A 24,329-nucleotide genomic window follows, 5' to 3' on the forward strand; every position below is an offset into this window, starting at 1 on the left:
GGTGCTGCCGCCGCGCGCGCTGCCTAAGCCGGGACCGGGTGCGGTACCGGGTGCGGTACCGGGTCCGGCGGTGCGGTTCCGGTGGGTACGCCGGTGGTGTCGCCCAGGTGCTCCGCGGCCCAGTGCTGCCAGCGCTCGGCGCAGCCGCCGACACCGGCCCGGTAGGAGGCGGCGAAGACGAGGGCGCCGAGGTCCGGGCGGTGGATCAGGCCGGCCGCGACGACCGCCCAGCGCTCGACGTCGGCCCGTTCCCGGGCCGGGGTGAGCGTGCCGATGCGCTCCGGCACCTCCGCCAGGGTGTGCAGCAGGGGTCCGCTGTCGCCGTAGGCCCGGGCGGCGGCGAGCTGCCGGCCGAGCCGACGCCGCAGTTGCTCGCCCGGGGTCTGCGCCCGCGCGGTGGCGAACAGCTGCTCGGCGGTGGCGAAGGACCGGGTGAGGGTGACCAGGGTGAATCCGGCGCGCAGCAGGTCGCCGCCCGCCTCGAAGCACGCGGCGGCCTCCTCGTAGCGGTGTGCGGACAGCAGGCACTCGGCGGCCCGGGTCGGCCGGCCGGCGCGCTGCCAGCAGTCGGCGGCGCGCGTCACGTCGCCCGCCTGCTCCCACAGTTCGGCCGCCTTCAGCGGGTGGCCCGCCTCGTCGTGGCAGCGGGCCGCCTGGGCGTAGTCGCCGGTCTGCTCGTAGCAGTGGGCGGCGCGCACCAGCAGGTCGGGCGGTCGCGTCCTCACTGGAGGCGTTCCCGCTCGGGGGGCGCCTCGCCCGGCTCGTCCCGCTCGTGTGGCCGTGGCGGCTCGGGCACGGGCTCCCGGCCGGGTACGACCTCCTCGACACCGGGCCTGCGGTCCAGCACCCGGCCGATGCCGTGGGCGATCTCGTCGTGGGTGGCGTCGTGGTCGCCGACCCGGGTGGCGCGGCCGATGTCGTCCACCCGGAACAGCTCGACCTCGCCGGTCTCGGCGTTGTACCGGAACTCGACCCTGACCCGCATCGCTCAGGCCTCCATCTCGAACTGGATGTTGAGCATCCCGTCCGACTCGTCGACCCGCAGGTCCTGTACGCCGTGTTCGCGGGCGTACGTCACGATGGCGTCGCGGTAGGCCACGGCCAGCACCTCGTGCACGGGGCGCAGGAGGCCGGTGCGGGTGTCGCGCAGCCGGACCGCGGCGTCGCGTTCGAGTTCCTCGCGGCGCCGCCCGGCGTCGGCGGCGGCCCGGCGTTCGGCCTCGGCGCGGGCCTCGGCGTCGATGTCGTCGCGCTGGTCGGCGAGTTGGCGCTGTCCGGCGAGGCGCTGCTGTTCCTCCTCGCGCGCGATCTGCTCGGCGGCCTCGCGGTCGGCACGTTCCTGGGCCTGCATCCGGGCGGTGCGCTCGGCCACCGACCGGCTCAGGCCGCCCCAGCTGTCGTCGTAGTAGCGCGCGCTCTCCTCGGCGACGGCGTTCACCTCCACGGTGCCCCGCAGGGTGCGGGTCACCTCGGCTTCGGCGGTGACGACGTCGGTGAGCCGGGCGCTCATCTCGATCTCGCCGGTGGCGAGGTGGTAGACGACGGTGCCGTGGTCCGTGTCGAGCCGGTAGGCGTCGTCCTGCCAGGTCCAGCGGGTGTCGGCGCCCAGCGCGGACTCGAAGGCCCTGCGGGCCGGGACACCGAGCAGGGTCCCGAACTCCTGGCGCAGGGTGGCCTCCGCGGCCACCTCGGTGCTGGCGCTGGCCGTGCGGCTGATCTCCTCCTGCCACATGCGGGTGAGCCGGCTGGAGGCCCGGACGCGGACGCGTCGGGGATTGCACATGGTGGGGTACCCCCTTGGGTGTTCCCGCCCTCACTCGAACTGGTCGAGCAGGGCGTTCACTTCGGCAATGATACGAGACAGCTCTGCCTCGGTCCCGGTGTTCACCGGCGGATGTTCTCGCAACTCCCGTGCCAGGTCGGCGAGTTTGTGCAGTCCTTCGACGACGCTCCACTCACTGGGCTGCCGTTCGCTTCTGAGCGGCGCGCCGATCTCGCGGGCGTCGAGCAGGATCTCGTGGTCGGAGCGGCGGCGCCGGGCCGGCTCCCCGCCGTGCTTCTCGACGACGGCCTGGACGGCGTCCTCGACGGTGGTGCGGTCGGCCGAGTCGGTCCAGATGTGGGCCAGCGGCCACAGGTCGGCCGGCGCGGCGGTGCGCGACTCGCGCAGCAGCGCGGCCGCGGCGACCAGCTTCAGGCTGCGCACCAGCCGGCGGTCCGAGAGCCGTACGCCCTGGATCAGCAACTGCCGTACCAGTTCCCGGTGTTCGCCGAGGACGGGGTCCAGGTCGACGTCCCGCAGCCGGAGGGTGAGGCGGCCGAGCCGTTCGACGGTGAGCGTGCCCGAGCCGCCGTCGGTACCGGCCGGGACGGGGCCGCCCGTGCGCCGTGCCTCTTCGGCCGTGTGCACGGCCTCGGTGAAGCGGCGGGTCTCGTGGCCCCAGCCCACCTGGAGCAGCCGTTCCAGGTCGGTGCCGCCGACCGGTTCGACCTGGAGGCGGAGCAGGAAGCGGTCGGAGAAGGCGGTCAGGCCCGGGTCGTCCGGTATCTCGTTGGTGGCGCCGAGCAGGCTGATCAGCGGGGCGCTCTGGGCCGCCGCGCCGTTGTGGTAGCGGCGCTCGTTGAGCAGGGTCAGCAGGGTGTTGAGGATGGCGCTGCTGCCCTGGAACACCTCGTCCAGGAAGACGAGTTCGGCCGTCGGCAGCATGCCTTCGGTCCGCACCTGGTAGGTGCCCTCGCGGAACCGCTCGAAGTCCAGCGCGCCGAAGATCTCCGACGGTTCCGTGAACCGGGTGAGCAGATAGCTGAACCGGCGGGCCTCGACGTGCCGGGCGAGGGCGGAGATCAGCTCGCTCTTGGCGGTGCCGGTGGGGCCGAGCAGCAGTGCGTGTTCCCGGCAGACCACGGCGAGTTGCAGCAGTCGTACGGCCCGCTCACGGCCGACGAACTCGTCGCCGAGCCGTCGCCGTACGTACTCCAGGTCCCTGATGGTGTCGACGGTGTCCTGGCCCCAGCTCACCGCGCCTCCTGCCTCGTGTCCCTCGTGTCCGTCACGGTGTCAGCGCCTGCCCGAGCGGCGCTGCTCGCGCCGTTTGCGCTGCAACCGGCCGACGATCTGGCCCAGTTGCTCCGGGGTGGGCGGCACCGGCGGGTCCTGGAAGTGGGCGGCGACGAAGGCGTCCCGGAAGACCGAGTGGATGTCGTCGCCGTTGCGTCCGCGCAGCGCGGACGCGATCAGTTCGTCGACGCCGCCGCCGACGTCGATGCCGAACTTGGCCGCGTGCAGGCTGATCATCTTCAGCCGGGCCTCGTCGTTGGGCAGGTCGATGGCGATGGACTCGAAGCGGCTGGGCCGCAGCAGGGCCTCGTCGATGAGGTTCAGCCGGTTGGTGGTGCCGATCACCAGGGTGGGCACCTCGGGCCGGAAGCCGTCCATCTCGGTGAGGATCTGGGCGACCACGGCGTTGCCGGCCCGGGTGCCGCCGTCGGAGTGTTCCGAGCGGCGCGAGGCGATGGAGTCGAACTCGTCGAAGACCACGACCGAGGGGGCGTTGCGCCGCGCCTCGGCGAAGATCTCCCGGACGTTGCGCTCGCTCTCGCCGACGTAGGTGCCCATGACCTCGGGGCCGGAGACGACGAGGATGGTGGCGTTCATGCGGTTGGCGATCGCCTTGGCGAACAGGGTCTTACCGGTGCCGGGCGGACCGTGGAAGATGAAGCCGCGCGGGATCAGCTTGGTGCGCAGGTGGTCGAACTCCTGCGGCAGCCGGTGGTGGCCCATCACGATGTCGATGGCCCGCTGGATGTGGGCCTTGACCTCGTCGTAGCCGGCGATGTCGTCGAAACCGACGTCCGGCACCTCGAAGTTGCTGGACATCTGGGCCTTGAACGCCCGGATCGTGGCGTACAGGTCGCGGGCGACGGGGGCCGGGTGGTCCCGGTGGACGCTCATCGCGTAGCGCAGGGCCTGGCGGAGCAGCACCGGGTTCATGCCGGCGACGTGTTTGTAGAACTCGACGGGGTCGTAGCGCTCGAAGCGCGCGGACTCGCCGACCGTCACCAGAGCCCGGCCCAGCGGCTGTTCCTCCTGGTCGTCGCGGAACCAGACGGTGCGCGGGACGCCGGTGATGGTGACGCGGGTGCTGAACCGCTCGCCCAGCACCTCGGGCACGGACAGCGAGGGGGCGGCGAAGGCGAGCATCACGCGTTCGGGCGCCCCGTGCAGCAGCTCGGTCACCTCGCGGGCCTCCGGCGAGAGCTGCCCGTCGGAGCCGCCCGCGAGCAGGTCGAGGTGCTGGACGACGAGCACGGTGTCGTCGTTGAGGGCGCGCACCAGCTCGCGCAGCCGGCCCAGCAGACGCTGGCGCGGGTTCTGCTGCACCGGGATGAGCGGCTCCCCGCCCGGCGGCTGGTCCTCGGCCCCGGTGTCGTCGCCGTCCGGGGGCTCCTCCAGGACCTCGGCGCGCAGTCCGGCCCGGGTCGCCATCTCCCGCCACAGGTGCGGCACCACCGGCTTCTCGGCCACGACCAGCACGGACAGCCCGGCCCGCAGCAACGAGGAGACCTGGGCGATGTCCCGGCCGTAGGCGAGGACGGTGGCCTCGTCCTCGTGGAGTTCGACGGGCTGCGGGTGCCGGTGGACGGGCGCCTCGGGCGGAGCCTGCTCGCGCGGCGGCGGGTCCTCGCTCCGGGGGGCCGGCGCCTTGGTGAGGTCCGGCCGGGCCGAGGCGTACGTCGGCGGATAGAGCGGGGTGCCGGGCGAGAGGTCGGCCTGGAGGAGCAGTTCGGCCGAGACGGTCTCCCAGGCCAGCAGGTCCCAACCCCGCGGGAGCGGCAGGAGCAGCATGTACGGCCCGGAGGCCAGCGCCTGTTCGACGGTGACATGGGGCGGCTGCCGGCGCAGGGCGGCCCGGGAAGGCTCGTCCGGCGCGACGACGGAGATACGGCGCACGCTCGTGGTCATGCGGGACTTCCCCCTCTTGCTTCCAGCCGTTCCACCTGCCGGTACAGGCGTACGCCCGCCAGGTACTCCTTGCCGATGCCGGAGCGGGCGCGCAGCAGCTGCCGGTGCGAGCGCTCCAGCCGGGCCAGCGCGGCCCACCAGCGGGCGACGGGGCGGGCCGCGTCCAGGTCGGGCGGCACGGCCAGGCCGATGCGCGCCCGGCGGATCAGTGCCAGGTGGGCCGCGGTGTGGCGCAGCAGGGCCGCCTCGTACACGTCGATCACCAACTCGCGGTCATTCATGCGGAGTTGGTCGAGCAGTCGGCCGCGCCACAGGGCCTGGGCCGGGGAGGCCGGGGCCTCGCAGTAGACGGTGGTGATCAGTCGTCGCCCTTGGGGGTGCGTCAGCAGTCGGTCCTCCAGGAGGAGTTCGGCGTCGCTCTCGCCGACGGGGTCGGGCCGGTCGAGCAGCGCGGTGAGCGGCGAGGCGGCGCGCAGCCGCCCGGCCAGTGTCGGGTCGGCGATGTGCGGCAGGGCGGGTGCGACGACGGCGTGGTGGGCGAGCACGTCCCACAGCGAGCGGGCGGGCGGCACCGCCCGTACCGTCTCGGCCGCGAGACGGGCCCGGTCCCGGCCGCCGACGGCGGCGGCGAGCAGCAGGGCGCCCACGCCGACCGGACGCCGCTCCCCCGACGCCAGTGCGTCCAGCCGGAGCCGGGCCGCCGTCTGCGCGGCCAGCCGGACGACGGCCGCGCCGACGTCCGGCGGCGGCACGGCCAGTTCCTGAGGATCCGTCAGTTCGCCTTCGGGCGGGGCCGGGGCCGCCGCCGTGCCGTCAGTCGTCGTCGACCACAGCAGCACGCGCGAGGCGGTATCGACCGCGGTCATCTTTCACCCACTGTTCGCATTCGCGTACCGAGTCGCCGCGACGGGCGTAGAAGCGCAGCAGACGCTCGTCGCCGGAGAGGTTGATCAGTCCGGCCACCTGCCAGGGCTGCCGGAAGGTGCCGAGGTGCAGGTCGACGTCGATGCTGGAGAGCCCCGAGTCGTTCCCGGAGAACAGATGGGTGTGGTACCAGCCCATCAGCTGGCGGTCCTGTCCGGAGGCGGTGATGCGCTGGTTCATGTCGCGGAAGGAGTCGCCGGTGAAGGTGAAGTGCAGCGCTCCGGCGCCCGAGTGCTCGGCGGGGGTGACCTCGGTGATCTCCACGAGATAGCGGTCGGCCGGTGCCTCGCCGTCGCCGCCGTCCGCCGTCGCCCGGTCGGGGCGCAGGACCCTGAGGACCTTGCCGAGCAGGAAGCCGCCCTCCTCCAGCCGGCGGGAGAGCTTCATCTCGTGCAGATAGCCGTGGAGGTCGGCGGAGAGCAGGACCGTCACCGGGCCGAGTCCGGCCGCGTCGATGCCCAGCGTGTCCGGGTCCAGGCCGGGCATCGGCGGCTCGGCGACCTTGCGCACGGTGAAACTGCGCCTGCTCTCCCGCAGGTTGAGGTCCATGGTGCCCTCGACCTCGGGGGTGGAGCGGCCGAGGGCGACTCCGCTGAGCGAGGGGTGGTCGAGGCAGAAACCCCACACCTCCTCGTCGGGATCGATCTGCTGGACCACGTGCTGGAGGACCGGGCCGAGCAGTTCGCGCACCGGGAACTCGCCGTCGACCACCTTCTCCGAGCCGCGGGTGACGGTCAGTGCCAGTCTGCCGATCTGGCTGCGGAGGTTGTGGATCGTGCGCGGGCCGTCCGCCAGCCGGGGGTCCGGCCGGCGCAGATAGCGGATCTCCAGGACCAGTTGCTCGTCCGGGTCGCCGCCGGCCAGTTCCCTGCGCACCGCCTCGACCAGCAGTGAGGAGAGGGTCATCTTGCCGACCAGTTCGAAGGAGGTGCCCTTGTAGAGCAGCACCATGGCCGCGCCGGCGCGGGCTTCGTCACTCATCCGGGCTCGCTTCCACGCGCTCGACCTGAAGGAATCGGGAGCGGTCGGTCCGCTCGGTCAGACCGGCCCGGGTCAGCCAGGTGGTGCCGCCGATCTCCTTGATGCGTTCCTGGCCCTCCCAGGAGAACGCCCAGGCGGCGGCGTCGGCGTCGAGGTACTCGCCGCGCTGGAGGATGTCCTGCACCAGGCTGTCGTAGTCCCGGGCCATGCGATAGTCGTGCGGCAGGATCTCGTAGTTGCGGTAGCGCACCATGTCGATGAGCATCTGGCACAGGGAGTACATGCTGAGGTCGGGGGTGTAGTCGGTCATCAGCGGGCCGAGGCACACTCCGCCCTTGTGGTCCTTGTCGCGGGCGATGTTCGGGTGGAACACGTCCGACTGCCAGCGCACGCGCGGCGCCTGGATGGGGAACTCGGCGGGCATCCAGACGATCAGCTCGTGCCGGTCGATGCGCTGCGGGTCCGGCGGCCAGGCCTCCAGGTCCTCGGGCGGGGCGAAGCCGGGGACGTGCAGCTCCACCGTGTACTCCAGCGGCAGCCTGTCGTCGTCCATCTCGACGAGCGTGAACTCCGGGTGCTCGGCGGCGAAGTCGACGATGTCGTCGCGGGCCCGGGCGAGGGCCTCCAGCCGCAGCCAGCTGTCGACACCGGCGGTGGACTCGGCGGACATCTGCAACTGTCCGCCGTCCCGGACCCCTTGGTTGTGCAGCGGTTCCTCGGGGTCGAGCCGGTGGGCCTCGCCGTTCTCGTCGCGGTAGTCGACGACGGCGCGCAGCAGATGGCCGTTGGCGTCCTGGGCCACCTCGGGCCGGTACTGCGCCCAGACGGCAGGGACGAGTTCGCCCGGCAGGGTCGTGTTGGGCACGTACGGGATCTCGAACTGCTGGCCGTCGGGGCCCATGACCTCCAGGCGCGTGTACAGGGTGGGCCGGAAGTCGTACTCCCCGTAGAGCACTTCGACGCCGGGGGCGATGCGCGCGGCCCGCTCGCGCAGCTCCTCCAGCCGCTCGGCGGGCATGGCGGCGATACGGAAGGCGGCCTGCCGGTGGCCGGCGTAGAGCTGGACGGCGTCGGCGTCGAGCAGTTCGCGCACGAGTCTGAGCAGTTCGGGGTAGGCCTCGCTGCCCACGAACTCCACCGTGCGGTACAGGGTGTCGGCGTTTCCGCCGCCGCCCTCCTGTTCCTGCTCCTGCGATTCGAGGAAGCCGCGGATCTTGGTCAGGTCCTGGTTGCCGGGCCAGCGTCGCAGCACCGCGTCCACCAGTTGCCGGACGCCGTCGCGCTGGAGGGCGCCCAGCTCCAGGGCGCGCACCACCTGCCGCCAGTAGGCGGCGACCTCCTGGGCCGCGTCCCAGCGGGGCCGGGTCAGCGGCGGGAAGTCCATGTCCTCCAGCAGTTCCTCGGCCTGGCCCTGGGTGCGGTAGATGTCGGCCAGCGTGTCGACCAGGACGCGTTTGATCTCGCCTGGCAGCTTGCCCGTGTCGTAGCTCATCGGGGCGTTCCTTTCCCGCCGGCCCCGGAGAGTTCCAGGTAGCGGATTCCGCGGGTGCGGCCGGCCTTGACGACCGGCAGGATCTCGCGTGGGGCCACGCCGAGATCGGCGAGCCGGGCACACGGGGGCGCGTCGGCGAGCCGGGTGGATTCGCGCGTGGGCGCGGTACCGGGCAGCGGCGCCCAGGTCATCACGGTCTCCTCGGGGGCGAGTCGGCCGGTCAGGTCGGCCGCGGTGGACTGTGCCGTGCACGGGACGGCGCAGACGAGGTCGGCGGGGATACGGCTGTGCAGCGGGCAGCCGGGGTCGCGGCGCGCGGTGACCGGGGTCGCCGTACCGCCGGCGGCGTCGACCCGGACCACGCCGGGCGCGGGGCCGGCGCCGCACAGCTGCCGTACCGCGGTGACCGCCAGCCAGGAGCCGATGAGCGCGGAGACGGGTGCCGAGGCGCCGGCCTCGGGGACGACGGCGTCCGTGCAGGACCAGGGGTCGTCCTGGGCGGCGCGGTCGCGGGCGGTCAGACCGCAGCCGAAGCAGGGGCCGTCCGGCTCGTACAGCCGTATCTCGCCGCCCCAGGCGCTGGTGCCGCCGTCCAGCAGGGCCGCGCCCACCTGGAGGCAGCGGCCCGCGAGTTGGAGCCGGGCCGCGAGGCTGTCCAGGCAGCTGACGACCAGAGAGGCGTCCCGCAGTTCCGCGAGGCCCACCCCGCTGACCAGGGGGGCGGTGCGGGCGTCGACACGGGTCACCGGGGACAGCTCGGCGAGGTACCGGGCCGCGACGGCCGCCTTGGGCGCGCCGATGTCGGCGGCGCGGAACAGCGGGGCGCGGCTGAGGTTCGACTCCGAGACCGTGTCGGGGTCGCACAGCACCAGCCGGCCCACGCCGGCGAGGGCGAGGGCCTGCGCGCACTGGCTGCCGAGCGCGCCCGCTCCGCACAGGACGACGGTGGCCCCGGCGAGCCGTCGCTGGTCCCAGCCGGCGATCAGGGCGTGCCGGTCGAAGCGTCCCATGGCTACTCCCGCCTCAGGGTGCGGAAGTTCATCGGGCACTGTTTGACGGTCAGTTCGCTGCGCCACTGCTCGAAGCAGCCGAGGCCGCGCGCCGGGTCCTGGTGGACGGCCTTGCGGCAGCCGGGTGCCTCGGGCGAGCAGGGGCAGACGACGACGGTCTCGAACAGCCGGAAGGTGTGGGTGCACACGAAGCAGGCGTTGCGCCGGCCGGGGCGGCCGAGCACCGGGTCGCCGGGCATCAGCCGGACGGTGTGCAGGGTGTCCGGGCGGGGGTCGGTGTCGTCGACGCCGTGGAAGAACGCGGCCTGCGCGTCCGGGTCGGGCGGTCCGGACGCCGCCGGGGCCTCGCCGCTGCACGGCAGGTTGCGCAGATGGTGGGTGACGTCGGCCAGTCTGCCGTCCTCGGCGTGGCGCAGGTACACGGTGTCGTCGAGCCGGAAGGTGTGCCCGCACACCCGGCAGGGGGCGCGGCGCGGGGAGCCGGGCCGCCGCCAGGTGCCGAGCCAGCGGGAGTCCAGGGTGGTGGAGGCCGGGCCGTCGGCGCCCGCCACCTGCGGGTTGTCGCCGCGCTGGAGCCCGCGCTCGAAGGCGCTGGCGACGTCGGCCGGGGCGGAGGTCCCGGCGGGCGTCTCGGGAGTCGTCATGCGGCGCGGCTCCTTCGGGAGCACTGGTGCACCTCGTCCGGTGCGTGGCCGGCGAGGGCGAGGGCCGCGCGGGCGGCGTCGCACGCCCGGTCGACGGCGGTGGAGTGGGCGAGCGAGCCGTAGAAGCCCTCGGCGAAGACGAGCGCGGCGGCGTCGTCGAGCGCGCCGCGGGTGCCCACGACGGTGTCGGCGCAGTCGAGCAGGCCGTCCGCGTACGCCCCCGACCAGCAGGAGTTGAGGACCACGCAGACGAGGGGCGCGGACAGGGCGAGCGCGGCGGCCAGGGCGCGCACCGGGACCGGTGCGGAGGTGCCCGAGTCGTCCTCCAGGAGGAGGCGCCCGTCGTCGGTACCGTGCCCGGCGAAGTGCACGAGGTGCGGCCGTGCCGTGCGGAGCCGGGGAAGGAGGTCGGAGATCCGGACGGCCGGGTGGACCGTCACCGTCAGCCGGCCGGCGGAGCGGGCCGCCGCGTCCTGGATGACGCGCTGCTCGGCGCCGAGGCGCAGCCTGGCCTCGTCCAGCGGCGCGGCCATCAGGCACAGCACCCGCAGGCCGGCCGACGCGCCGTGGCCGGCCGGGCCGGCGAGGGCGGTGAGGCCCTCGTGTCCCGGGAAGAGGGCGGCCGCCGCGGTGACGAGGTCGCCCAGGGTGATGGCCGCGAAGCGGCCCTGGTCGACGGTGCGGCACACCGCGCGCCACCAGGAGGCGGCGGGCAGGGGCCCGCCGAAAGGCGGCAGCAGGGCAGGGCTTATTCCCACGTCTTCGAGAAATGCGTGACCGCTGAGCATGTCCGGAAACAATTCGCCCAGTGTTTCGAATGCGCCGGCGTCGCGCAGACGTTTCCATGTCGGACTGGCCATCCGTCGTCCCCCGAGACAACTACCGTTGCTGCACAGGCCCTTGGGGAGAAGAGTACGCGCAGTGGCGCCCGACGGGTGTAGTTTCGGATTCCGCAGCACACTTATCGGGGGCGGGTTTGATCGAGCGTCTGGAAATGATCACCTGTGGTGGCCGCGAAGCCGGAAAGTCGATCTTCGAGATCGACTTTGATCAACAGGGAGAGAGTTCCCGCGGCGGATTCCGGGAGCGGCACGGCGTACTGGTGCACGGCGGCGGCCAACACGTCGTGCAGCGCATCGCGCACACCGACGGGGCACGCCGGGAACTGGAGCGCACCGTGCGCACCGCCGACGTGCTGGTCCGCCGGCTCGGCGTCACCCGCTACCCGCCCGAGCTGGGCCGGGTCATCGGCTACCGGCCGGACGACCGGGCGCCCTTCCTGGTGGCCACCCGGCGCGGCCGCCCCCTCGCCGAACTGGCCGACCTGCCGCTGCCGCCCGACGAGCTGTCGGCCGTCACGGGCGGCGTGCTCACGGTGCTGCGGCACCTGAACGACCTGCGCCTGGTGCACCGCGACATCCGGCCCGCCACCCTGTGGTGGGACGGCACCACCGTGCAGCTCGCCGACTTCGGTCTCACCCTGGACGAGGGCGATCCGCGCGGCGGCCCGGCCGGCACCGACCCGTGGCGCTCCCCGGAACAGGCGGACGGCCGGGGCCGCGCCGACTGCCGCGACGACGTGTACGCCGCCGGCGCCGTCCTCTTCCACCTCACCACCGGCGAGGAGGTCACCACGGCGGCGGAGATGCGGGACCGGGTGCGCTGGCTCGACCCCGGTCTGCGCACCCTGCTGGACGGGGTCTTCACCGACGAGGCCCGCCACCGCGTCACCGGGTACACCCTCCAGCTGCGCCACGACACCCGGACCGGCCACGTCACCGCACAGGGACCGGGCGTGCGCCGCGTGCCCGGGATGGCCGAGCGGGAGCAGGAGGCCCGGCAGCACTTCCGGGACCTGCGCGCCCGGCAGCACGCCTTCCACCAGGCCTCGCGCAGACCGGCGTACGACCCCGGCGGCGCCCCGGGGCCCGCCGGCCGGACCGTCCGGCCCCCGGACCCGGGCCCCCGCCGGTGGCAGACCGTCGTCGTGTACACCGTCCTGGCCGTCGCCCTGATCGCCGTGGTCGCCGCCGTGGTCGCGGTGGCCTGACAGGAGGAGTGACGTGACAGACCACGTGAGGTGCCCCATCTGCCTGAGCACCGTCGACTGGGCGCAGGCCGAGACCGTCACCCTCAACGCCGACGGCCGGCCCGAACCTCTCGTCCGGCTGCCCGACGAGGACGACGTGCGCTGGAACCACCGCCGCCTCGACGCCTACCGGCTGTGCGCCGGAGGCGGCGGCGAACCGCATGTCCTGCCCGGCCGCTACGGCGACTTCGGTGAGCCCCTGGTCATCGGGGTGGTCGGCGAGTCCGCCGCCGGAAAGAGCCATCTGCTCGCCGCCATGCTCGGCATGCTCTCCGACGTCGACCGGATGGCCCGGCTCGGGCTGGTCGTCGGCGGCCTCGACCTGAAACTGCACCAGCGCTATCTGAAGGACGTCGTCCGCCCCTTCCTCGACCAGGGGCTGGGCCTGGCGGGAACCCCCGCGCAGCCGCCGGAGTTCACCGACGCGCTGTGGATCCACAACAGCAACACCGGCCGCAGTTTCGCCGTCGCCTTCTTCGACGTCTCCGGCGAGTGGCTCGCCGACCACGACGCGGAGGTGCCGTTCCTCGGCGCGGTCAGCGCGCTGGTCTTCGTGGTCGATCCGACCCGGATCCGCGGGCTGACCGCGGCCGGCGGCAGCGTCACCGGCGACCCGTCCTTCGGAGTCGTCCTCGACAAGATCGCGCGGCTGCGCGGGGTCGACGGCTCCCAGTTCCTGCCGCTGCCGGCCGCCGTCGTGATCGGCAAGTGCGATCTGCTGCGGCATCACGAGAACCTCGTCGACCGCTGGTTCCAGAACGCCTCGCCCGACGAGGAACTGCACCTCGCCACCGTGGAGGAGGAGAGCGAGGACGCGTACGCCTTCCTCAGCTCCCGGGAGGCCCGCGGCTGGCTCGCGCCCTTCGTCCGCTGCGCCCACTCCACCCTGCACTTCGCCACGGCGACCGGCCACAAGGCCGTCGAGGCGGACGGCGTCCAGCGCTCCCCGCACGGGAGCTTCGCGCCCCGCCGCACGCTCAAACCCATGCTCGCCCTCTTCGCGATGTGCGGGGTGCTCGGCCCCACCGACCTCGGCCAGGGAGCTACCGGATGACGACGGTCGACCAGATCCTCTTCGGCTGGGCCGAACGGGACCACGAAGGCAACGCCGGGGTACGCCCCGTCGCGCACTCCGGGCTGCGCACCATCGACCGCTGGGCCAAACGTCTCCAGTACGTGTGGGCCACCCAGGACGGCCAGGGCGACCAGCCGGAGGCGTCGGCCAGCCTCGTCCACCTGGTGTTCGAGGACGAGGCGGCCGTCCTGCGCAAGCTGCCCTCCCGCAATCCGCACGGCCGGGGCGGCGCCACCCTGACCCATGTCCTCGTCGGCGACCCCCGCGCGATCGACTCGCGGCTCGCGCTCGGGCTGCACGACTGGCCGGGTTGGCAGGACCGCGAACCGGACGGCACCCGCGCCGCGCTGGCCCCGCTCGACCTGGCCGGACTCGAACAGGCCGCGCGGCCGGGGCTGGCCGCGCTGCGCGAGGAGGCCGCCGGGATCCCAGCGGACCAGCTCACCACGCTCGTCGCCCGGGTGCTCGCCGACCCGGCGGAGGACTTCAGCGTCATCGCCCGGCCGCAGCTCGCCCTGCCGATGATGACGGCCCTGCTCGACATCGTCGGACCGGTCGCCGGCCGCCCGTGGACCTTCGCCGGCCGGGAGTCCACCGACAAGGGCAGCCATCAGCCCCGGGTGGTGTTCCTCGCCGCCCGCCCGCCCCAGTCGATGTACATCAACCAGCGCCTGCGCGTCGACGTCACCGAACCGCCGCCCGCGTCGGAGACCGCCCGCTTCGCCGCCCAGCTGGTCGAGCTGTACCGGACGGCCGGGCACCCGGCCCTGGAGCGGATCCGCCCGCGCCGGCCGCTGACCGACGCGGTCGACGTGACCGCCTGGCGGCGGTCGGTACCGATCGTGGACGGCCGGATCGCCGACCCGCGGCCCGGACCGGACGTCTTCCTCGACGACGTCCTGCTGGAGCAGGCCGCCGCGCGCGGCGCCCTCGTGTCCGGACAGGCCGATCTCGCCGGGGAGTTGAGACGGCAGCCGGCGGACTGGCTGGCCGCGGCACTGCGCCGCTGGCGCCGCCTGGAGCAGCGCGCGATACGCCGTCACGAACTGCGGGACCTCCTGGTGAGCGAGGCCGTCGAGGCATGTCTGGACGGCGGGCCCGACGCGCTGGTGTACGCGACGGCCGACGCGGAGCCCCCGGCCCCGACGGTGGCCGCCGCCTTCCTGCGGCACGTGCCGGACGAGGGCCTGGACCTGAGCGGGGCCGCGCACCGCCGGCTGCTGGTCGTGGCCCTGCACCTCGGCCTGCCCGCCGGCACACTGCACCACGGCGGCCTCCTCGCCGCCAGCCCGGCGGACGAACTGCTGGACTTCGTCGCCCGCCACGCCGAGCACTTCCCGGACGCCGCGCACCTGGTGCTGCGCCACCTCGCCGACGCCGGGCACGGCCCTGACACCGCACGGCTGTGGTACGGCCACGGGCTGCTGCTCGGCCCGGTCGACCGGATCGCCGCCGGCGACCGCGCCAAGGAGACCGACTGCTTCCGTCACCTGCTCATCGCCGCCCACGGCCCGCGACTGGACCGCACGGCCGCCCGGGAACTGGTCGAACGCGCGGGCGTCCAGGCACCGCTCGGGCTCTACGCCGCCGCGCTGGAGCTGGCGGCCGACGACGCGGCCCAGCAGCCGATCCGCCACGAGCTGTCGGAACAGTTCCTGCGCGACCACGGCTACGCAGGGCCCGTCACGGGATCGGCCTCCGCTTCCGCGTACGGCACCCGGCCGCGCGGACCGGTGACCAGCGCACCCGCGACGCACACCCCGCCCGCCGCACCGGCCGCGCCCTCCGCGCGCCCGGCCCCCGCCCCGGCGGCCCGGCCCCAGCCGTACGCCACGCACGCACGCACGCACACGCGCACGCACACCGAGTGGGCGCATCCCGTCGCCGCCGACGCGGCCCACCCCACGCAGCGGGTCGACCCGGACCCCGCGCACTGGGACACGCCCGTGCCGCCCCGGCAGCCGGCCAACGGTCCGGGCGATCCGCGCATCGGGACCGGCCCGCAGTCGCCACCGGACGACGGCGGCCGCCGGGGGCTGGACCGCCTGGGGCTCGACGGGGTGACCGTGTTCTTCCTGGGCGCGCTCGTCCTCATCCTGGTCGGCGCGCTCGGCTACGTCCTGCTGAACTCCATGCTCTGACCTCCCCCGCCGGACGACACGAATGACGCCGCATGACATCCACTGAAGAGTCAACGCCGCCGCCCCCCAGGGCGGTTCCCGCGCAGCGCACCGGCACCGATCCGGAACTCGACCGGATCGCCGGACGCATCCGTGCCCTGGCCCAGCGGGGCCGCGCCGACGGGTCCGACACCCGGGTGCTGGACCGCGTCGTCGAGGACCTGGAACGGGGCGGTGCCACGCTCGCCGGCACCGACCTGGTCGCCGCCTATCCGCCCGAGGTGCTGCTCCCGGACGCCACCGCGAGGGGCCGCAGCACGCTGGAGGGCTGGCTCGGCGTCGCCCGTGACGTGCTGGTCTTCGCGCCGATCGCGCTGACCTGGTGGCGGCTGCGCGGCGCCCTCAGCGCCTACCAGGCCAGCCGCAGCGAGGAGCCCTTCCTGCTCGGCTGGGCGCGCGGCTTCCCGCAGGGCAGCCCGGCCGAGGCGACGACGGTGACGCTGGGCACCTCCGCGCTGCATGTCACCCTGCTCATCCTGGTCGTCGTCGCGCTGACGCTGGCGGTGCACGCCCTGCACCAGAACCGGGAGCGGAACCTGTCCCGCGAGCAGGAGCGCCACCAGCTCGCCGCCGAGCTGGCCCTCGCGACGTTCCTGCTGGCCACGCCCGCACGCCCGGCCGGCAAGCCGCTGGACAGCCGCAGCGCGGACCGGCTGGCCGCCCAGCTCAACGCCGGTACGCAGCAACTGGAGACGGCGCTGCGCCGGACCTCCGAGGAGATCCAGGCCGTCCTGGAGACCGGCCCCGGCAGCCGGATCCAGACCGCGCTGGACGGCTGGACGAAGACGGTGGACGAGCTGACCCGGCTGATCCGGGCGCTCACCCCGCCGAGCCAGCTGGCCCAGGACCTGATCCGGATCCGGGAGCAGACCGCCGAGGACGAGGCGAAGCTGCGGGCCGCCATCGAGACGCTCGTCGGCGATCTGCGGCGGGCGCAGGAGGCGACCGGGCAGGAGATCCACCGGCACGACCTCGCCGTCGCCGGGGTGCGTGACCTGGCCCGCAGCCTCGGCGAGACGCTGGTGGTGTTCACCGAGCGGGCGGAGAACCTGGTCGACTCCACCCGGGGGATCTGGCAGCTGGTCGACCGGCTCGACACCCGCTCGGGCCAGCTGCCGCCCGCCGGCCTGGACAACGCCGACCCGCCGCCGTACCGGGGGCGGCCGTGAAGGGGCTGCCGCCACAGGGCGCGGCCGGGCGTACGGTCCTGCTGGCCGGGTGGCTCTTCGCCGACCTGCTTCTGCTGCTGCTCGTGATCGCACTGGGCTCCCTGCCGCGCGAACAGCGGGCGGACGCGCATCCGTCGCCGACGCCGAGCGACTCGGCCGGGTCGCCGAGCAGCCAGCCGGCCGAGCGCGGACTGGTGCTCAAGCCGTGCAGCTTCACCGTGCGGACGGGCAGCGACGCGTCGGTGCGGCAGCAGTTCGGCGCACAGCTGCGCGGGGCGGGGGTGGCGAGCCGTACGGCGGGTTTCGTGCTGTCGTTCGGTACGGCGCCGGACCCGGGGCCGGGCCAGGACGCCGCCAACAAGGTCAACTCGCAGATCACCAAGGGGTTCTCGCACTTCAAGCACGCTCCCAAGCGCGGTTACTGGAAGGGCGGTGCCTCCGGCACGGTCCGGATCGACGTGTTCTTCCTCGCCGCGCCGGACGGCGACACCGCGTTCCCGAAGGGCTGTCACGACGAGGGCGACTGACCCGGCGGTGGGGTCTGGACACCGGGGCGGAACTTCGGGAGGCGGAGGGTGATCTTGGTGCCCGCGCCGACGCCGGTCTCGATGGCGAGGCCGTGGTCGTCACCGTAGACCTGGCGCAGCCGGCGGTCCACGTTGCTCAGGCCGATGCCGGTGGCCGCTCCGGCCGTGCCGCGCAGGATCGCGCGCAGCCGTTCCGGGTCCATGCCGACGCCGTTGTCCTCGACGACGACCCGGGCCTCGGTGCCCTCGTCCTCGGCGGTGAGGGTGATGACGCTGCGCTCCAGGGACTCCTCCAGGCCGTGTTTGAGGGCGTTCTCGACCAGGGGTTGCAGACAGAGGAACGGCAGGGTCACGGGGAGCACCTCGGGGGCGATGCGCAAGGTGACCTTGAGGCGGCGGCCGAAGCGGGCGCGGGCGAGTTCCAGGTACTGCTCGATGGAGCGCAACTCCTCGGCGAGGGTGGTGAAGTCGCCGTCGCGACGGAAGGAGTAGCGGGTGAAGTCGGCGAATTCCTGGAGGAGTTCACGAGCGCGCTCGGGGTCGGTGCGGACGAAGGAGGCGATGCTCGCGAGGGAGTTGTAGATGAAGTGCGGGGAGATCTGGGCGCGCAGGGCACGCATCTCGGCCTCGTGCGCGTCGGCGCGGGCCCGGTCGAGGTCGGCGAGGTCGAGTTCCAGCGAGAGCCGGGCGGCCGCCGCCTCGGCGCCCCGGGCGTGGGCGCCGGCGTCCGTGGCGGCGCACACGACGAGCGCGCCCACCGGCCGGCCGCCGGCTGTCAGCGGCGCCAGGACGCCCCAGCGGACGGGACAGCCGTCGTCGTCGCAGGCGAGCGGGAAGGTACGGCTGTGGGGCGGGCCGGTGAGCTGGGCTGCGAGTTGGTCGCGGTGATGATCGGCGGCGCCGTCCCAGGCGAGGACGGAGGTGCCGTCGGTGAGGGCGAGGGCGGGGACGGCGAGCAGGGGCCGCAGCCGCCGCGCCGCCCTGCGGGCCGTGTCCGGGCCGAGCCCGCCGCGCAGGGGCGCCGCGGCGAGCCCGGCGGAGTGCAGGGCGCGCGCAAGCGCCTCCTCGCTGTCGGCCGCGTGCTCCTGCTGCCGCCGCGCCGCCCCGTGCCCGAGACCGGCCCCGAGCACGAACACGGCCAGCCCGACGAGCACGAGGGCGACGGTACCGAGGACGGTCATGGGCGGGCCCCGGGGTTCGGTGGCGGGTGGGGGCCCGGTGGCCGGCGGATGCCTGACGGCGTCGACGGCCGACCCGGCCTCCGGTGACTCCAAGGACCTTACAGACAGGGCAAGTTGCCCGACAGAACCGGCCCCACACGGCTCCTCGACCGAAGCGGGACCGCGCCCACACCGCCCGCCGGACAAAGCGGGACAGGGCCCACACCGCTCCTCGGCCGGAGCAGGACCAGGCCCACACGGCCCATCGGCCGGAGTGGGGCCGGACGGCCCGCCGGCCGGACCCGGTCGGGGCGGTGCCTGGACCGCCCCGGCCCCAGACAGCACGGCGACCAGGCCCGGCCGAGACAGCCCGGCGCCCACCTCGCCCCGGGCAACCCGGCGCCCACCCCGCACCCGAACGCCACGGCGACCGCGCCCAGGCCCGACAGCCCGGCGCCCACCCCGCACCCGACCACACGGCGACCGGGCCCGGCCCACACGGCGCAGCGACCGCAGCCGCCCGCGCGGTCCGCTGGCCGCACCCGGACCGGGCGGCGCCCCGGGTGGTCCTGGGCGGTGAGGTGAGCGGGGGCGGCGGACCTCCCGGTCAGTTGGGAGGAGGGCCCGGTGGGGGTGGTTCCGGGAGGTGGAGGCGGGTCATGGTGGTGGCGGTGCCGGGCGGGACGCGGTCGCGGGTGGCCAGTGAGGTGAGGATCATCGCCGCGAAGCCGGCCGGGACGGACCACACCGCGGGCCAGGCCAGCAGGGTGTGCGGCCAGCCGGAGTCGGCGCCGCCGGCGATGGTGGCCGTCACCGCGGTCAGCGCCGAGCCGCCGCCCAGGAGGAGTCCGGCGATCGCGCCCGGCGGGGTCAGGCCGCGCCACCAGATGCCGAGGACGAGCAGCGGGCAGAAGGAGGAGGCCGAGACGGCGAAGGCCAGTCCGACCGCGTCGGCCACGGGCAGGTCGCCGACCAGTGCCGACGCGGCCGTGGGCACCGCGATCGCGGGCAGCGTGGCGAGCCGGAAGTGGCGTACGCCGAGGGTCGGCAGGACGTCCTGGGCGAGCACGCCCGCGACGGACATGGTGAGTCCGGAGGCGGTGGACAGGAACGCCGCGCAGGCACCGCCGGCGACGAGCGCGCCGAGCAGGTTCCCGGCGGCCCCGCCGATCAGCCGCTGCGGCAGGACGAGGACGGCGGCGTCGGTGTCGCCGGTCAGCAGCAGGTCGGGGGCGTAGAGGCGGCCGAGCATGCCGTACAGCGGCATGAGCAGGTAGAAGGCGCCGAGCAGGCCCAGCACGCTCACGGTGGTGCGGCGGGCGGCGCGGCCGTCGGGGTTGGTGTAGAAGCGCACGACGACGTGGGGCAGGCCCATGGTGCCGAGGAAGGTGGCGAGGATCAGCCCGTAGGTGGCGTAGAGGCCGTGCTGTTCGCGGGACGAGGACAGCGGCTCGGCCCACCCCGCGGAGGCGCGGTCGGCGGTGCGGTCGGGCAGCGGGACGACGGCGCCGGCCGGGAAGCGGACGGTCGTGTCCGCGCCGAGCCGGTGCCGGCCCTCGTCCAGCCGCAGCGCAGCCCCGTGCACCGTACGGCCGTCGACGGTTCCGGAGGCCGTCACGCCGACCGGTTCGCGCACGGTGACGGTGAGCGGGCGGTCGATACGGACCTCGGTGGAGCGGTGGAAGACGGGCCGCTGGTCCCAGACGGGCGCGGGGGCCCGGTCGGCGCGCCAGGCGAGCAGCAGGAACAGCACGGGCACCAGCAGGGCGGTGAGTTTCAGCCAGTACTGGAAGGCCTGGACGAAGGTGACGCTGCGCATGCCGCCCGCGGCCACGGCAACGGTCACCACGACGGCGACGACCAGCCCGCCGAGCCAGCCGGGGGCGCCGGTGAGCAGCCTCAACGTGAGCCCCGCGCCACGGAGTTGAGGCAGCAGGTAGAGCCAGCCGATGCCGACGACGAGCACCCCGGCGACTCTGCGGACCGCCCGGGACTCCAGCCGGGCCTCGGCGAAGTCGGGCAGCGTGTAGGCGCCGGAGCGGCGCAGCGGGGCGGCGACGAAGGCCAGCAGCACCAGGAAGCCCGCGGTGTACCCGATGGGGAACCACAGCATGTCGACGCCCTGGGCGAGCACGAGCCCGGCGACGCCGAGGAAGGAGGCGGCGGAGAGGTATTCGCCGCTGACCGCGAAGGCGTTGAGGCGGGGGGCGACGGTGCGCGAGGCGACGTAGAAGTCGGAGGTGGTGCGGGAGATGCGCAGGCCGAGCGCGCCGACGAGGACCGTGGCGAGGACCACGGCCGTCACGCCCGCGATGCCGTACGTCTGGTTCATTGTCAGGGGCGTTCCGGACGGACCCGGGCGGCCGGCTCGGTCTCGTTGCGCTCGGCGCGGCGGACGTACCAGGCGCCGATGGCCAGCAGCACGGGGTACGGCGCCACGCCCAGCACGAGCCAGACGGCGAGCGGGACGCGCGGCGCCGTGGTGGCGAGCGGCAGGAGGCGCAGGAGGACGGGGAGCAGGCCGAGCAGGACCGCGAGCAGGGCGCTCACGAGGAGGGCGGCACGCAGCTGACGGTGCATCATCCGATGTGTCACGGCATCGTGTTGGGGCAGGACGGCCGGACGTGCGCCCGACGCGGCCGGCGGGCGCTGCGCCGCGTGGTCCGGGTGCTGCGGGTACCGCGGGTGCTCCGCGGTCCGCGGCCGACCGGTGACCACCTCCCTGCGCGGGACGGACTCCGCACCCATGACGTACTCCCCGAGTCCGCGCTGATCACCTGGTGTGCGGCGAGTGTACGCAGCGCGCGACGCGCTCGACAGCCGCCGGACGTGACCGGACGAGAATCGCCACACGGCCGTCACGTCCGTCACGGTCGTCAGGTCCGGCGGGCCCCCGCCGCGTGACGGGCCAGCAGGTCGCGCAGTTCCCGGGCGTTGCGGCGGCTGACGGCGAGGGTCCGGTCGCCGACGCGGACGGTCACGTTGCCGCCGTCCAGGCGGAGTTCCTCGATGCGGCCGAGGGCGACGAGGCGGCTGCGGTGGATGCGGACGAATCCGCGCTCGCGCCACTGTTCCTCCAGCGTGGACAGCGGGATGCGCACCAGGTGGCTGCCGCGCCGGGTGTGCAGTCGCGCGTAGTCGCCCTGGGCCTCGACGTAGGTGATGTCGGCGATGGGCACGAACCGGGTCACCCCGCCGAGCTCCACGGGGACGTGGTCGCCGGGGCCGGGTGCGGGGCGGGCGGCAGGGGTGGTGGCGGGGCGGGGTCCCTGTCCGGCGCGCACGAGTTCGTCGGCCCGTCGTACGGCCTCGGCGAAGCGCTCCTCGCGCAGGGGCTTGAGCAGGTAGTCGACGGCCTTGAGGTCGAAGGCGCGGACCGCGAAGTCGTCGTGGGCCGTGACGAAGACGATCAGCGGCGGTGCGGCGAAGGCGCCCAGCAGGCGGGCGAGTTCGAGGCCGTCGAGGCCCGGCATGTCGATGTCGAGGAAGACGACGTCGACGGCGTCCCCGTCGGCCGCGCCGAGCCGGCGCAGTGCCTCCGTGGCCGTGGTCGCGGACAGCACACGGCCGACCCGCGGGTCCTGCCCCAGGAGGTACAGCAGTTCCTCCAGCGCGGGTTCCTCGTCGTCCACCGCCAGCACACGCAAGGGGACATCGGTCGGGGTCATCCGCGAGGCTCCTTTCCACGGCGGTCGCGTCGGCACCAACTGGTGGCCACTTCAACCTTATTCCGGCAGGACCAGGCGGGCCGTCTCGCCCGGAACGACGGGGATCACCTCGTCCCACAGGCGCACGCCGATGGGCGAGCGGTCGGAGGAGGGGACGGCGATCTCCAGCAGGCCGCTGCGCAGGCGCACGTGGACGCCCCAGTGGCCGTGGTAGCGGAGCGGGAAGCCGTAGGAGGAGAGTTCGGGGAGCGGGACCGGGTCGAGGCTCAGGACGCCGGCCCGGGTCTCCAGACCGGTCAGTCCGCGCTGGACGAGGTCGAGGGTGCCGGCCATCGCGCCGAGGTGGATGCCCTCGCCGGTGGTGCCGCCCTGGAGGTCGGCGATGTCACCGCGCAGCGCCTCCTGGACGAAGGCCCAGGCGTCGGCGCGCCGGGCGCGGGCCAGGATCCAGCCGTGGACCAGACCGCTGAGCGTGGAGCCGTGGCTGGTGCGGTGCAGGTAGTGGTCGACGGTGGCGGCCCAGGTGTGGTCGTCGAGGTGGTAGCCCAACCGGGAGAAGAGGGAGCGGAGTTCGGGCGCCGAGAAGAGGTAGCCGAGCATGAGGACGTCGGCCTGTTTGGACGCCTTGTACCGGTTGACGGTGTCGCCCTCCGCCTCCAGGATCCGGTCCAGGCGCCGGATGTCGTCGTACCGTTCGCGGTAGGCGGCCCAGTCCAGCTCGGCGAGGTGGCCGTAGCCCTCGAACTGGCTGATCACGCCGTCGTGGTAGGGCACGTGCAGGGTGCGGGAGACCTCGTCCCAGCGGGCGGGCTCGTCCTGCTCCAGGCCGATGCCGTCGGTGAGTTCGCGGCGGCGCGGCTCGGGCAGGGCGTTCAGCAGGTCCAGGGCGCGGGCGAGCACCCAGGCGGCGGTGACGTTGGTGTACGCGTTGTCGTCCAGACCGGGGGTCCGCGCGCCCGGGTAGGCGTCGTGGTACTCGTCGGGTCCGACCACGCCCCGGATGCGGTGCCGGCCGAGGCGGGGGTCGTAGTCGGCCGAGTCCGCCCAGAAGCGGGCGATGTGCAGCAGCATCTCGGCGCCCTCGCCGTGCAGGAAGTCGGTGTCGCCGGTGGCCTCGCAGTACTGCCAGACGTTGTACGCCACCGCCGAGCCGACGTGGTGCTGGAGGTGGGAGTGATCCGGCAGCCAGCGCCCGGAGCGGGGGTTGAGGTGCAGCTCCTGGGTCTCCTCGCGGCCGTCGCTGCCGCTCTGCCAGGGGTAGAGCGCGCCGCGCCGGCCGAGTTCCCGGGCCGCGTGCCGGGCGGCGTCCAGGCGCCGGTGCCGGTAGCGGAGCAGGGCGTGGGAGACCTCGGGAAGGTGGAGGTTGAGGTAGGGCAGGACGAACAGTTCGTCCCAGAAGACGTGGCCGCGGTAGGCCTCGCCGTGCAGTCCGCGCGCGGGGACGCCGACGTCGAGGTCTGCGGTGTGCGGGGAGAGGGTCTGGAGCACATGGAACAGGTGCAGGCGCAGGATGCTGCCCGCCTCCCCGGGGACCTCCAGCGCGCAGCGCCGCCACAGCTGCTCCCAGGCCGCGGCGTGCGTCTCGCGCAGCGCGTCGAAGCCGGGGGCGGCCTCGACCCGCTCGACGGCGGCGTGCCGGGGGTCGCCGATGGCGGGGTCGCGTGAGGTGTGCAGGGCGACGGTCTTGTCGACGGTGACGGTACGGCCCGGCGCGAGGTGCAGGTGCACGCGCTGTACGGCGCGGTGCGCCTCGTTGGCGTGGGTGACCGGCGCGTCGACGGTCAGCCGGTGGGCCAGCCCGATGCCGATGTCGGAGGCGCGGGTACGGCAGTGCAGCCACACCGTGGAGGGTGCGGCGGTGCCGGTGTCGAAGCGGGTGAGGTGTCGGCCGTCCAGCTCGCGGTAGCGGGCCACGCCGGAGTTGGTGACGCCGCCGTCGAGCGCGGCCTCCGCCTCCAGGCCGACGGCGCGGCCCTCGACGGTCAGCTCCGTGCGCAGGGCGGCGAGATGCGGGTCGGCCAGGTGGACCAGGCGCAGCTGGCGCACCTGGAGCGTGCCGCCGCCGGGCAGGCCGTAGCCGGTGCGGCGCTCCAGCAGGCCGGGGTCGAGGTGGAGGACCTGGTGGTGTGCGGTGACGGGCGCGGTGTCCGGGGTGAGCCAGTCCCCGCCCGCGAGGCGGAAGCGCAGCGGCAGCCAGTTGGGCAGGTTGACCATGTCCTCGTTCTCGACCCGCCGCCCGGCGACCTCGGAAATGAGGCGGTTGTAGCAGCCTGCCGCGTAGGTGCCCGGGTAGTGGACGTCGTCGGCGGCGCACTCGGGCAGTGCGCCGCGGGTGGCGAAGTAGCCGTTGCCGAGGGTGCACAGGGACTCCCGCAGCCGCTCCTCCTGCGGCCGGTAGCCGTCGTACTCCCAGGTCGGCCCCGTCACCGCCGCCCCTTGGCCAGGGG

At 74.2% G+C, this 24,329-nt stretch carries 21 protein-coding genes; 5 read left to right on the forward strand and 16 right to left on the reverse strand.

What is annotated here, in order from left to right; all coding sequences use genetic code 11:
• Positions 1-23: 23 nt before the first annotated feature.
• Genes ACZ4MF_RS10765 through ACZ4MF_RS10815 form a run of 11 tightly spaced genes read right to left on the reverse strand, consistent with a single transcriptional unit; the run spans position 24 to position 10,874 of the window.
• A complete protein-coding gene (locus ACZ4MF_RS10765; RefSeq protein WP_467491681.1) occupies positions 24-725 on the reverse strand; it encodes a hypothetical protein in 702 nt (233 codons plus the stop codon).
• Positions 722-985: a hypothetical protein gene (locus ACZ4MF_RS10770; protein ID WP_467491682.1), complete on the reverse strand. Its 264-nt coding sequence runs from the start codon at positions 983-985 to the stop codon at positions 722-724. The genes ACZ4MF_RS10765 and ACZ4MF_RS10770 overlap by 4 nt, the downstream gene beginning before the upstream one ends.
• Positions 986-988: 3 nt before the next feature.
• Complete coding sequence (locus ACZ4MF_RS10775) at positions 989-1,783, reverse strand: hypothetical protein (RefSeq protein ID WP_467491683.1); 795 nt, start codon at positions 1,781-1,783, stop codon at positions 989-991.
• Between the two features lie 30 nt (positions 1,784-1,813).
• On the reverse strand, positions 1,814-3,019 hold the full coding sequence (locus tag ACZ4MF_RS10780; protein WP_467491684.1) for an AAA family ATPase: 1,206 nt from the start codon (positions 3,017-3,019) through the stop codon (positions 1,814-1,816).
• A gap of 39 nt (positions 3,020-3,058) precedes the next feature.
• Complete coding sequence (locus ACZ4MF_RS10785; RefSeq protein WP_467491685.1) at positions 3,059-4,963, reverse strand: ATP-binding protein; 1,905 nt, start codon at positions 4,961-4,963, stop codon at positions 3,059-3,061.
• Positions 4,960-5,829: a hypothetical protein gene (locus ACZ4MF_RS10790; protein ID WP_467491686.1), complete on the reverse strand. Its 870-nt coding sequence runs from the start codon at positions 5,827-5,829 to the stop codon at positions 4,960-4,962. Before ACZ4MF_RS10790 ends, ACZ4MF_RS10785 begins: the two co-directional genes overlap by 4 nt.
• Entirely contained in the window at positions 5,777-6,868 is a 1,092-nt protein-coding gene (locus tag ACZ4MF_RS10795) for a JAB N-terminal domain-containing protein (RefSeq protein WP_467491687.1), read from the reverse strand. The genes ACZ4MF_RS10790 and ACZ4MF_RS10795 overlap by 53 nt, the downstream gene beginning before the upstream one ends.
• The gene (locus ACZ4MF_RS10800; RefSeq protein ID WP_467491688.1) at positions 6,861-8,360 is read right to left on the reverse strand and encodes an effector-associated domain EAD1-containing protein; all 1,500 of its coding nucleotides are present in this window, start codon (positions 8,358-8,360) and stop codon (positions 6,861-6,863) included. The genes ACZ4MF_RS10795 and ACZ4MF_RS10800 overlap by 8 nt, the downstream gene beginning before the upstream one ends.
• Positions 8,357-9,370 (reverse strand): HesA/MoeB/ThiF family protein, encoded by a 1,014-nt coding sequence (locus tag ACZ4MF_RS10805; RefSeq protein ID WP_467491689.1) that lies wholly within the window; start codon positions 9,368-9,370, stop codon positions 8,357-8,359. The genes ACZ4MF_RS10800 and ACZ4MF_RS10805 overlap by 4 nt, the downstream gene beginning before the upstream one ends.
• 2 nt (positions 9,371-9,372) lie before the next feature.
• Complete coding sequence (locus tag ACZ4MF_RS10810; protein WP_356034622.1) at positions 9,373-10,014, reverse strand: hypothetical protein; 642 nt, start codon at positions 10,012-10,014, stop codon at positions 9,373-9,375.
• A complete protein-coding gene (locus ACZ4MF_RS10815) occupies positions 10,011-10,874 on the reverse strand; it encodes a CHAT domain-containing protein (protein WP_467491690.1) in 864 nt (287 codons plus the stop codon). The genes ACZ4MF_RS10810 and ACZ4MF_RS10815 overlap by 4 nt, the downstream gene beginning before the upstream one ends.
• A 134-nt stretch (positions 10,875-11,008) precedes the next feature.
• Here ACZ4MF_RS10815 and ACZ4MF_RS10820 point away from each other — a divergent pair, with 134 nt between their 5' ends.
• The 5 genes from ACZ4MF_RS10820 to ACZ4MF_RS10840 are packed head-to-tail and all read left to right on the forward strand — an operon-like array spanning position 11,009 to position 17,054.
• Complete coding sequence (locus ACZ4MF_RS10820) at positions 11,009-12,064, forward strand: protein kinase domain-containing protein (RefSeq protein ID WP_467491691.1); 1,056 nt, start codon at positions 11,009-11,011, stop codon at positions 12,062-12,064.
• Positions 12,065-12,077: 13 nt separating this feature from the next.
• Complete coding sequence (locus ACZ4MF_RS10825) at positions 12,078-13,157, forward strand: hypothetical protein (RefSeq protein ID WP_467491692.1); 1,080 nt, start codon at positions 12,078-12,080, stop codon at positions 13,155-13,157.
• On the forward strand, positions 13,154-15,319 hold the full coding sequence (locus ACZ4MF_RS10830; protein WP_467491693.1) for a hypothetical protein: 2,166 nt from the start codon (positions 13,154-13,156) through the stop codon (positions 15,317-15,319). The genes ACZ4MF_RS10825 and ACZ4MF_RS10830 overlap by 4 nt, the downstream gene beginning before the upstream one ends.
• 32 nt (positions 15,320-15,351) lie before the next feature.
• Positions 15,352-16,527, forward strand: coding sequence for a hypothetical protein (locus ACZ4MF_RS10835; protein WP_467491694.1), 1,176 nt, complete (start codon positions 15,352-15,354; stop codon positions 16,525-16,527).
• Positions 16,524-17,054, forward strand: a complete 531-nt coding sequence (locus tag ACZ4MF_RS10840) for a hypothetical protein (protein ID WP_467491695.1) — start codon at positions 16,524-16,526, stop codon at positions 17,052-17,054. Before ACZ4MF_RS10835 ends, ACZ4MF_RS10840 begins: the two co-directional genes overlap by 4 nt.
• On the opposite strand, the gene ACZ4MF_RS10845 is transcribed toward ACZ4MF_RS10840, so the two are convergent.
• The 5 genes from ACZ4MF_RS10845 to ACZ4MF_RS10865 all read right to left on the reverse strand — a co-directional run bounded on the left by ACZ4MF_RS10845 (position 17,036) and on the right by ACZ4MF_RS10865 (position 24,309).
• On the reverse strand, positions 17,036-18,235 hold the full coding sequence (locus tag ACZ4MF_RS10845; protein WP_467491696.1) for a sensor histidine kinase: 1,200 nt from the start codon (positions 18,233-18,235) through the stop codon (positions 17,036-17,038). The two genes, ACZ4MF_RS10840 and ACZ4MF_RS10845, sit on opposite strands and share 19 nt — an antisense overlap.
• 586 nt (positions 18,236-18,821) lie before the next feature.
• Entirely contained in the window at positions 18,822-20,546 is a 1,725-nt protein-coding gene (locus tag ACZ4MF_RS10850) for a sodium/solute symporter (protein WP_467491697.1), read from the reverse strand.
• Positions 20,547-20,548: 2 nt separating this feature from the next.
• Positions 20,549-20,962: a hypothetical protein gene (locus ACZ4MF_RS10855; RefSeq protein ID WP_467491698.1), complete on the reverse strand. Its 414-nt coding sequence runs from the start codon at positions 20,960-20,962 to the stop codon at positions 20,549-20,551.
• Between the two features lie 128 nt (positions 20,963-21,090).
• Positions 21,091-21,882, reverse strand: a complete 792-nt coding sequence (locus tag ACZ4MF_RS10860) for a LytR/AlgR family response regulator transcription factor (protein WP_467491699.1) — start codon at positions 21,880-21,882, stop codon at positions 21,091-21,093.
• Positions 21,883-21,939: 57 nt separating this feature from the next.
• A complete protein-coding gene (locus ACZ4MF_RS10865; RefSeq protein ID WP_467491700.1) occupies positions 21,940-24,309 on the reverse strand; it encodes a glycoside hydrolase family 65 protein in 2,370 nt (789 codons plus the stop codon).
• Positions 24,310-24,329 lie beyond the last annotated feature (20 nt).

Source organism: Streptomyces sp. NPDC025793, from assembly GCF_055558375.1.

Bases quoted from the DNA above. Each gene is read 5' to 3' on its own strand.
- ACZ4MF_RS10770 (WP_467491682.1), bottom strand. From the start codon at position 985: ATGCGGGTCAGGGTCGAGTTCCGGTACAACGCCGAGACCGGCGAGGTC.
- ACZ4MF_RS10775 (WP_467491683.1), bottom strand. From the start codon at position 1,783: ATGTGCAATCCCCGACGCGTCCGCGTCCGGGCCTCCAGCCGGCTCACC.
- ACZ4MF_RS10785 (WP_467491685.1), bottom strand. From the start codon at position 4,963: ATGACCACGAGCGTGCGCCGTATCTCCGTCGTCGCGCCGGACGAGCCT.
- ACZ4MF_RS10790 (WP_467491686.1), bottom strand. From the start codon at position 5,829: ATGACCGCGGTCGATACCGCCTCGCGCGTGCTGCTGTGGTCGACGACG.
- ACZ4MF_RS10795 (WP_467491687.1), bottom strand. From the start codon at position 6,868: ATGAGTGACGAAGCCCGCGCCGGCGCGGCCATGGTGCTGCTCTACAAG.
- ACZ4MF_RS10800 (WP_467491688.1), bottom strand. From the start codon at position 8,360: ATGAGCTACGACACGGGCAAGCTGCCAGGCGAGATCAAACGCGTCCTG.
- ACZ4MF_RS10805 (WP_467491689.1), bottom strand. From the start codon at position 9,370: ATGGGACGCTTCGACCGGCACGCCCTGATCGCCGGCTGGGACCAGCGA.
- ACZ4MF_RS10810 (WP_356034622.1), bottom strand. From the start codon at position 10,014: ATGACGACTCCCGAGACGCCCGCCGGGACCTCCGCCCCGGCCGACGTC.
- ACZ4MF_RS10815 (WP_467491690.1), bottom strand. From the start codon at position 10,874: ATGGCCAGTCCGACATGGAAACGTCTGCGCGACGCCGGCGCATTCGAA.
- ACZ4MF_RS10820 (WP_467491691.1), top strand. From the start codon at position 11,009: ATGATCACCTGTGGTGGCCGCGAAGCCGGAAAGTCGATCTTCGAGATC.
- ACZ4MF_RS10830 (WP_467491693.1), top strand. From the start codon at position 13,154: ATGACGACGGTCGACCAGATCCTCTTCGGCTGGGCCGAACGGGACCAC.
- ACZ4MF_RS10835 (WP_467491694.1), top strand. From the start codon at position 15,352: ATGACATCCACTGAAGAGTCAACGCCGCCGCCCCCCAGGGCGGTTCCC.
- ACZ4MF_RS10845 (WP_467491696.1), bottom strand. From the start codon at position 18,235: ATGACCGTCCTCGGTACCGTCGCCCTCGTGCTCGTCGGGCTGGCCGTG.
- ACZ4MF_RS10850 (WP_467491697.1), bottom strand. From the start codon at position 20,546: ATGAACCAGACGTACGGCATCGCGGGCGTGACGGCCGTGGTCCTCGCC.
- ACZ4MF_RS10855 (WP_467491698.1), bottom strand. From the start codon at position 20,962: ATGGGTGCGGAGTCCGTCCCGCGCAGGGAGGTGGTCACCGGTCGGCCG.
- ACZ4MF_RS10860 (WP_467491699.1), bottom strand. From the start codon at position 21,882: ATGACCCCGACCGATGTCCCCTTGCGTGTGCTGGCGGTGGACGACGAG.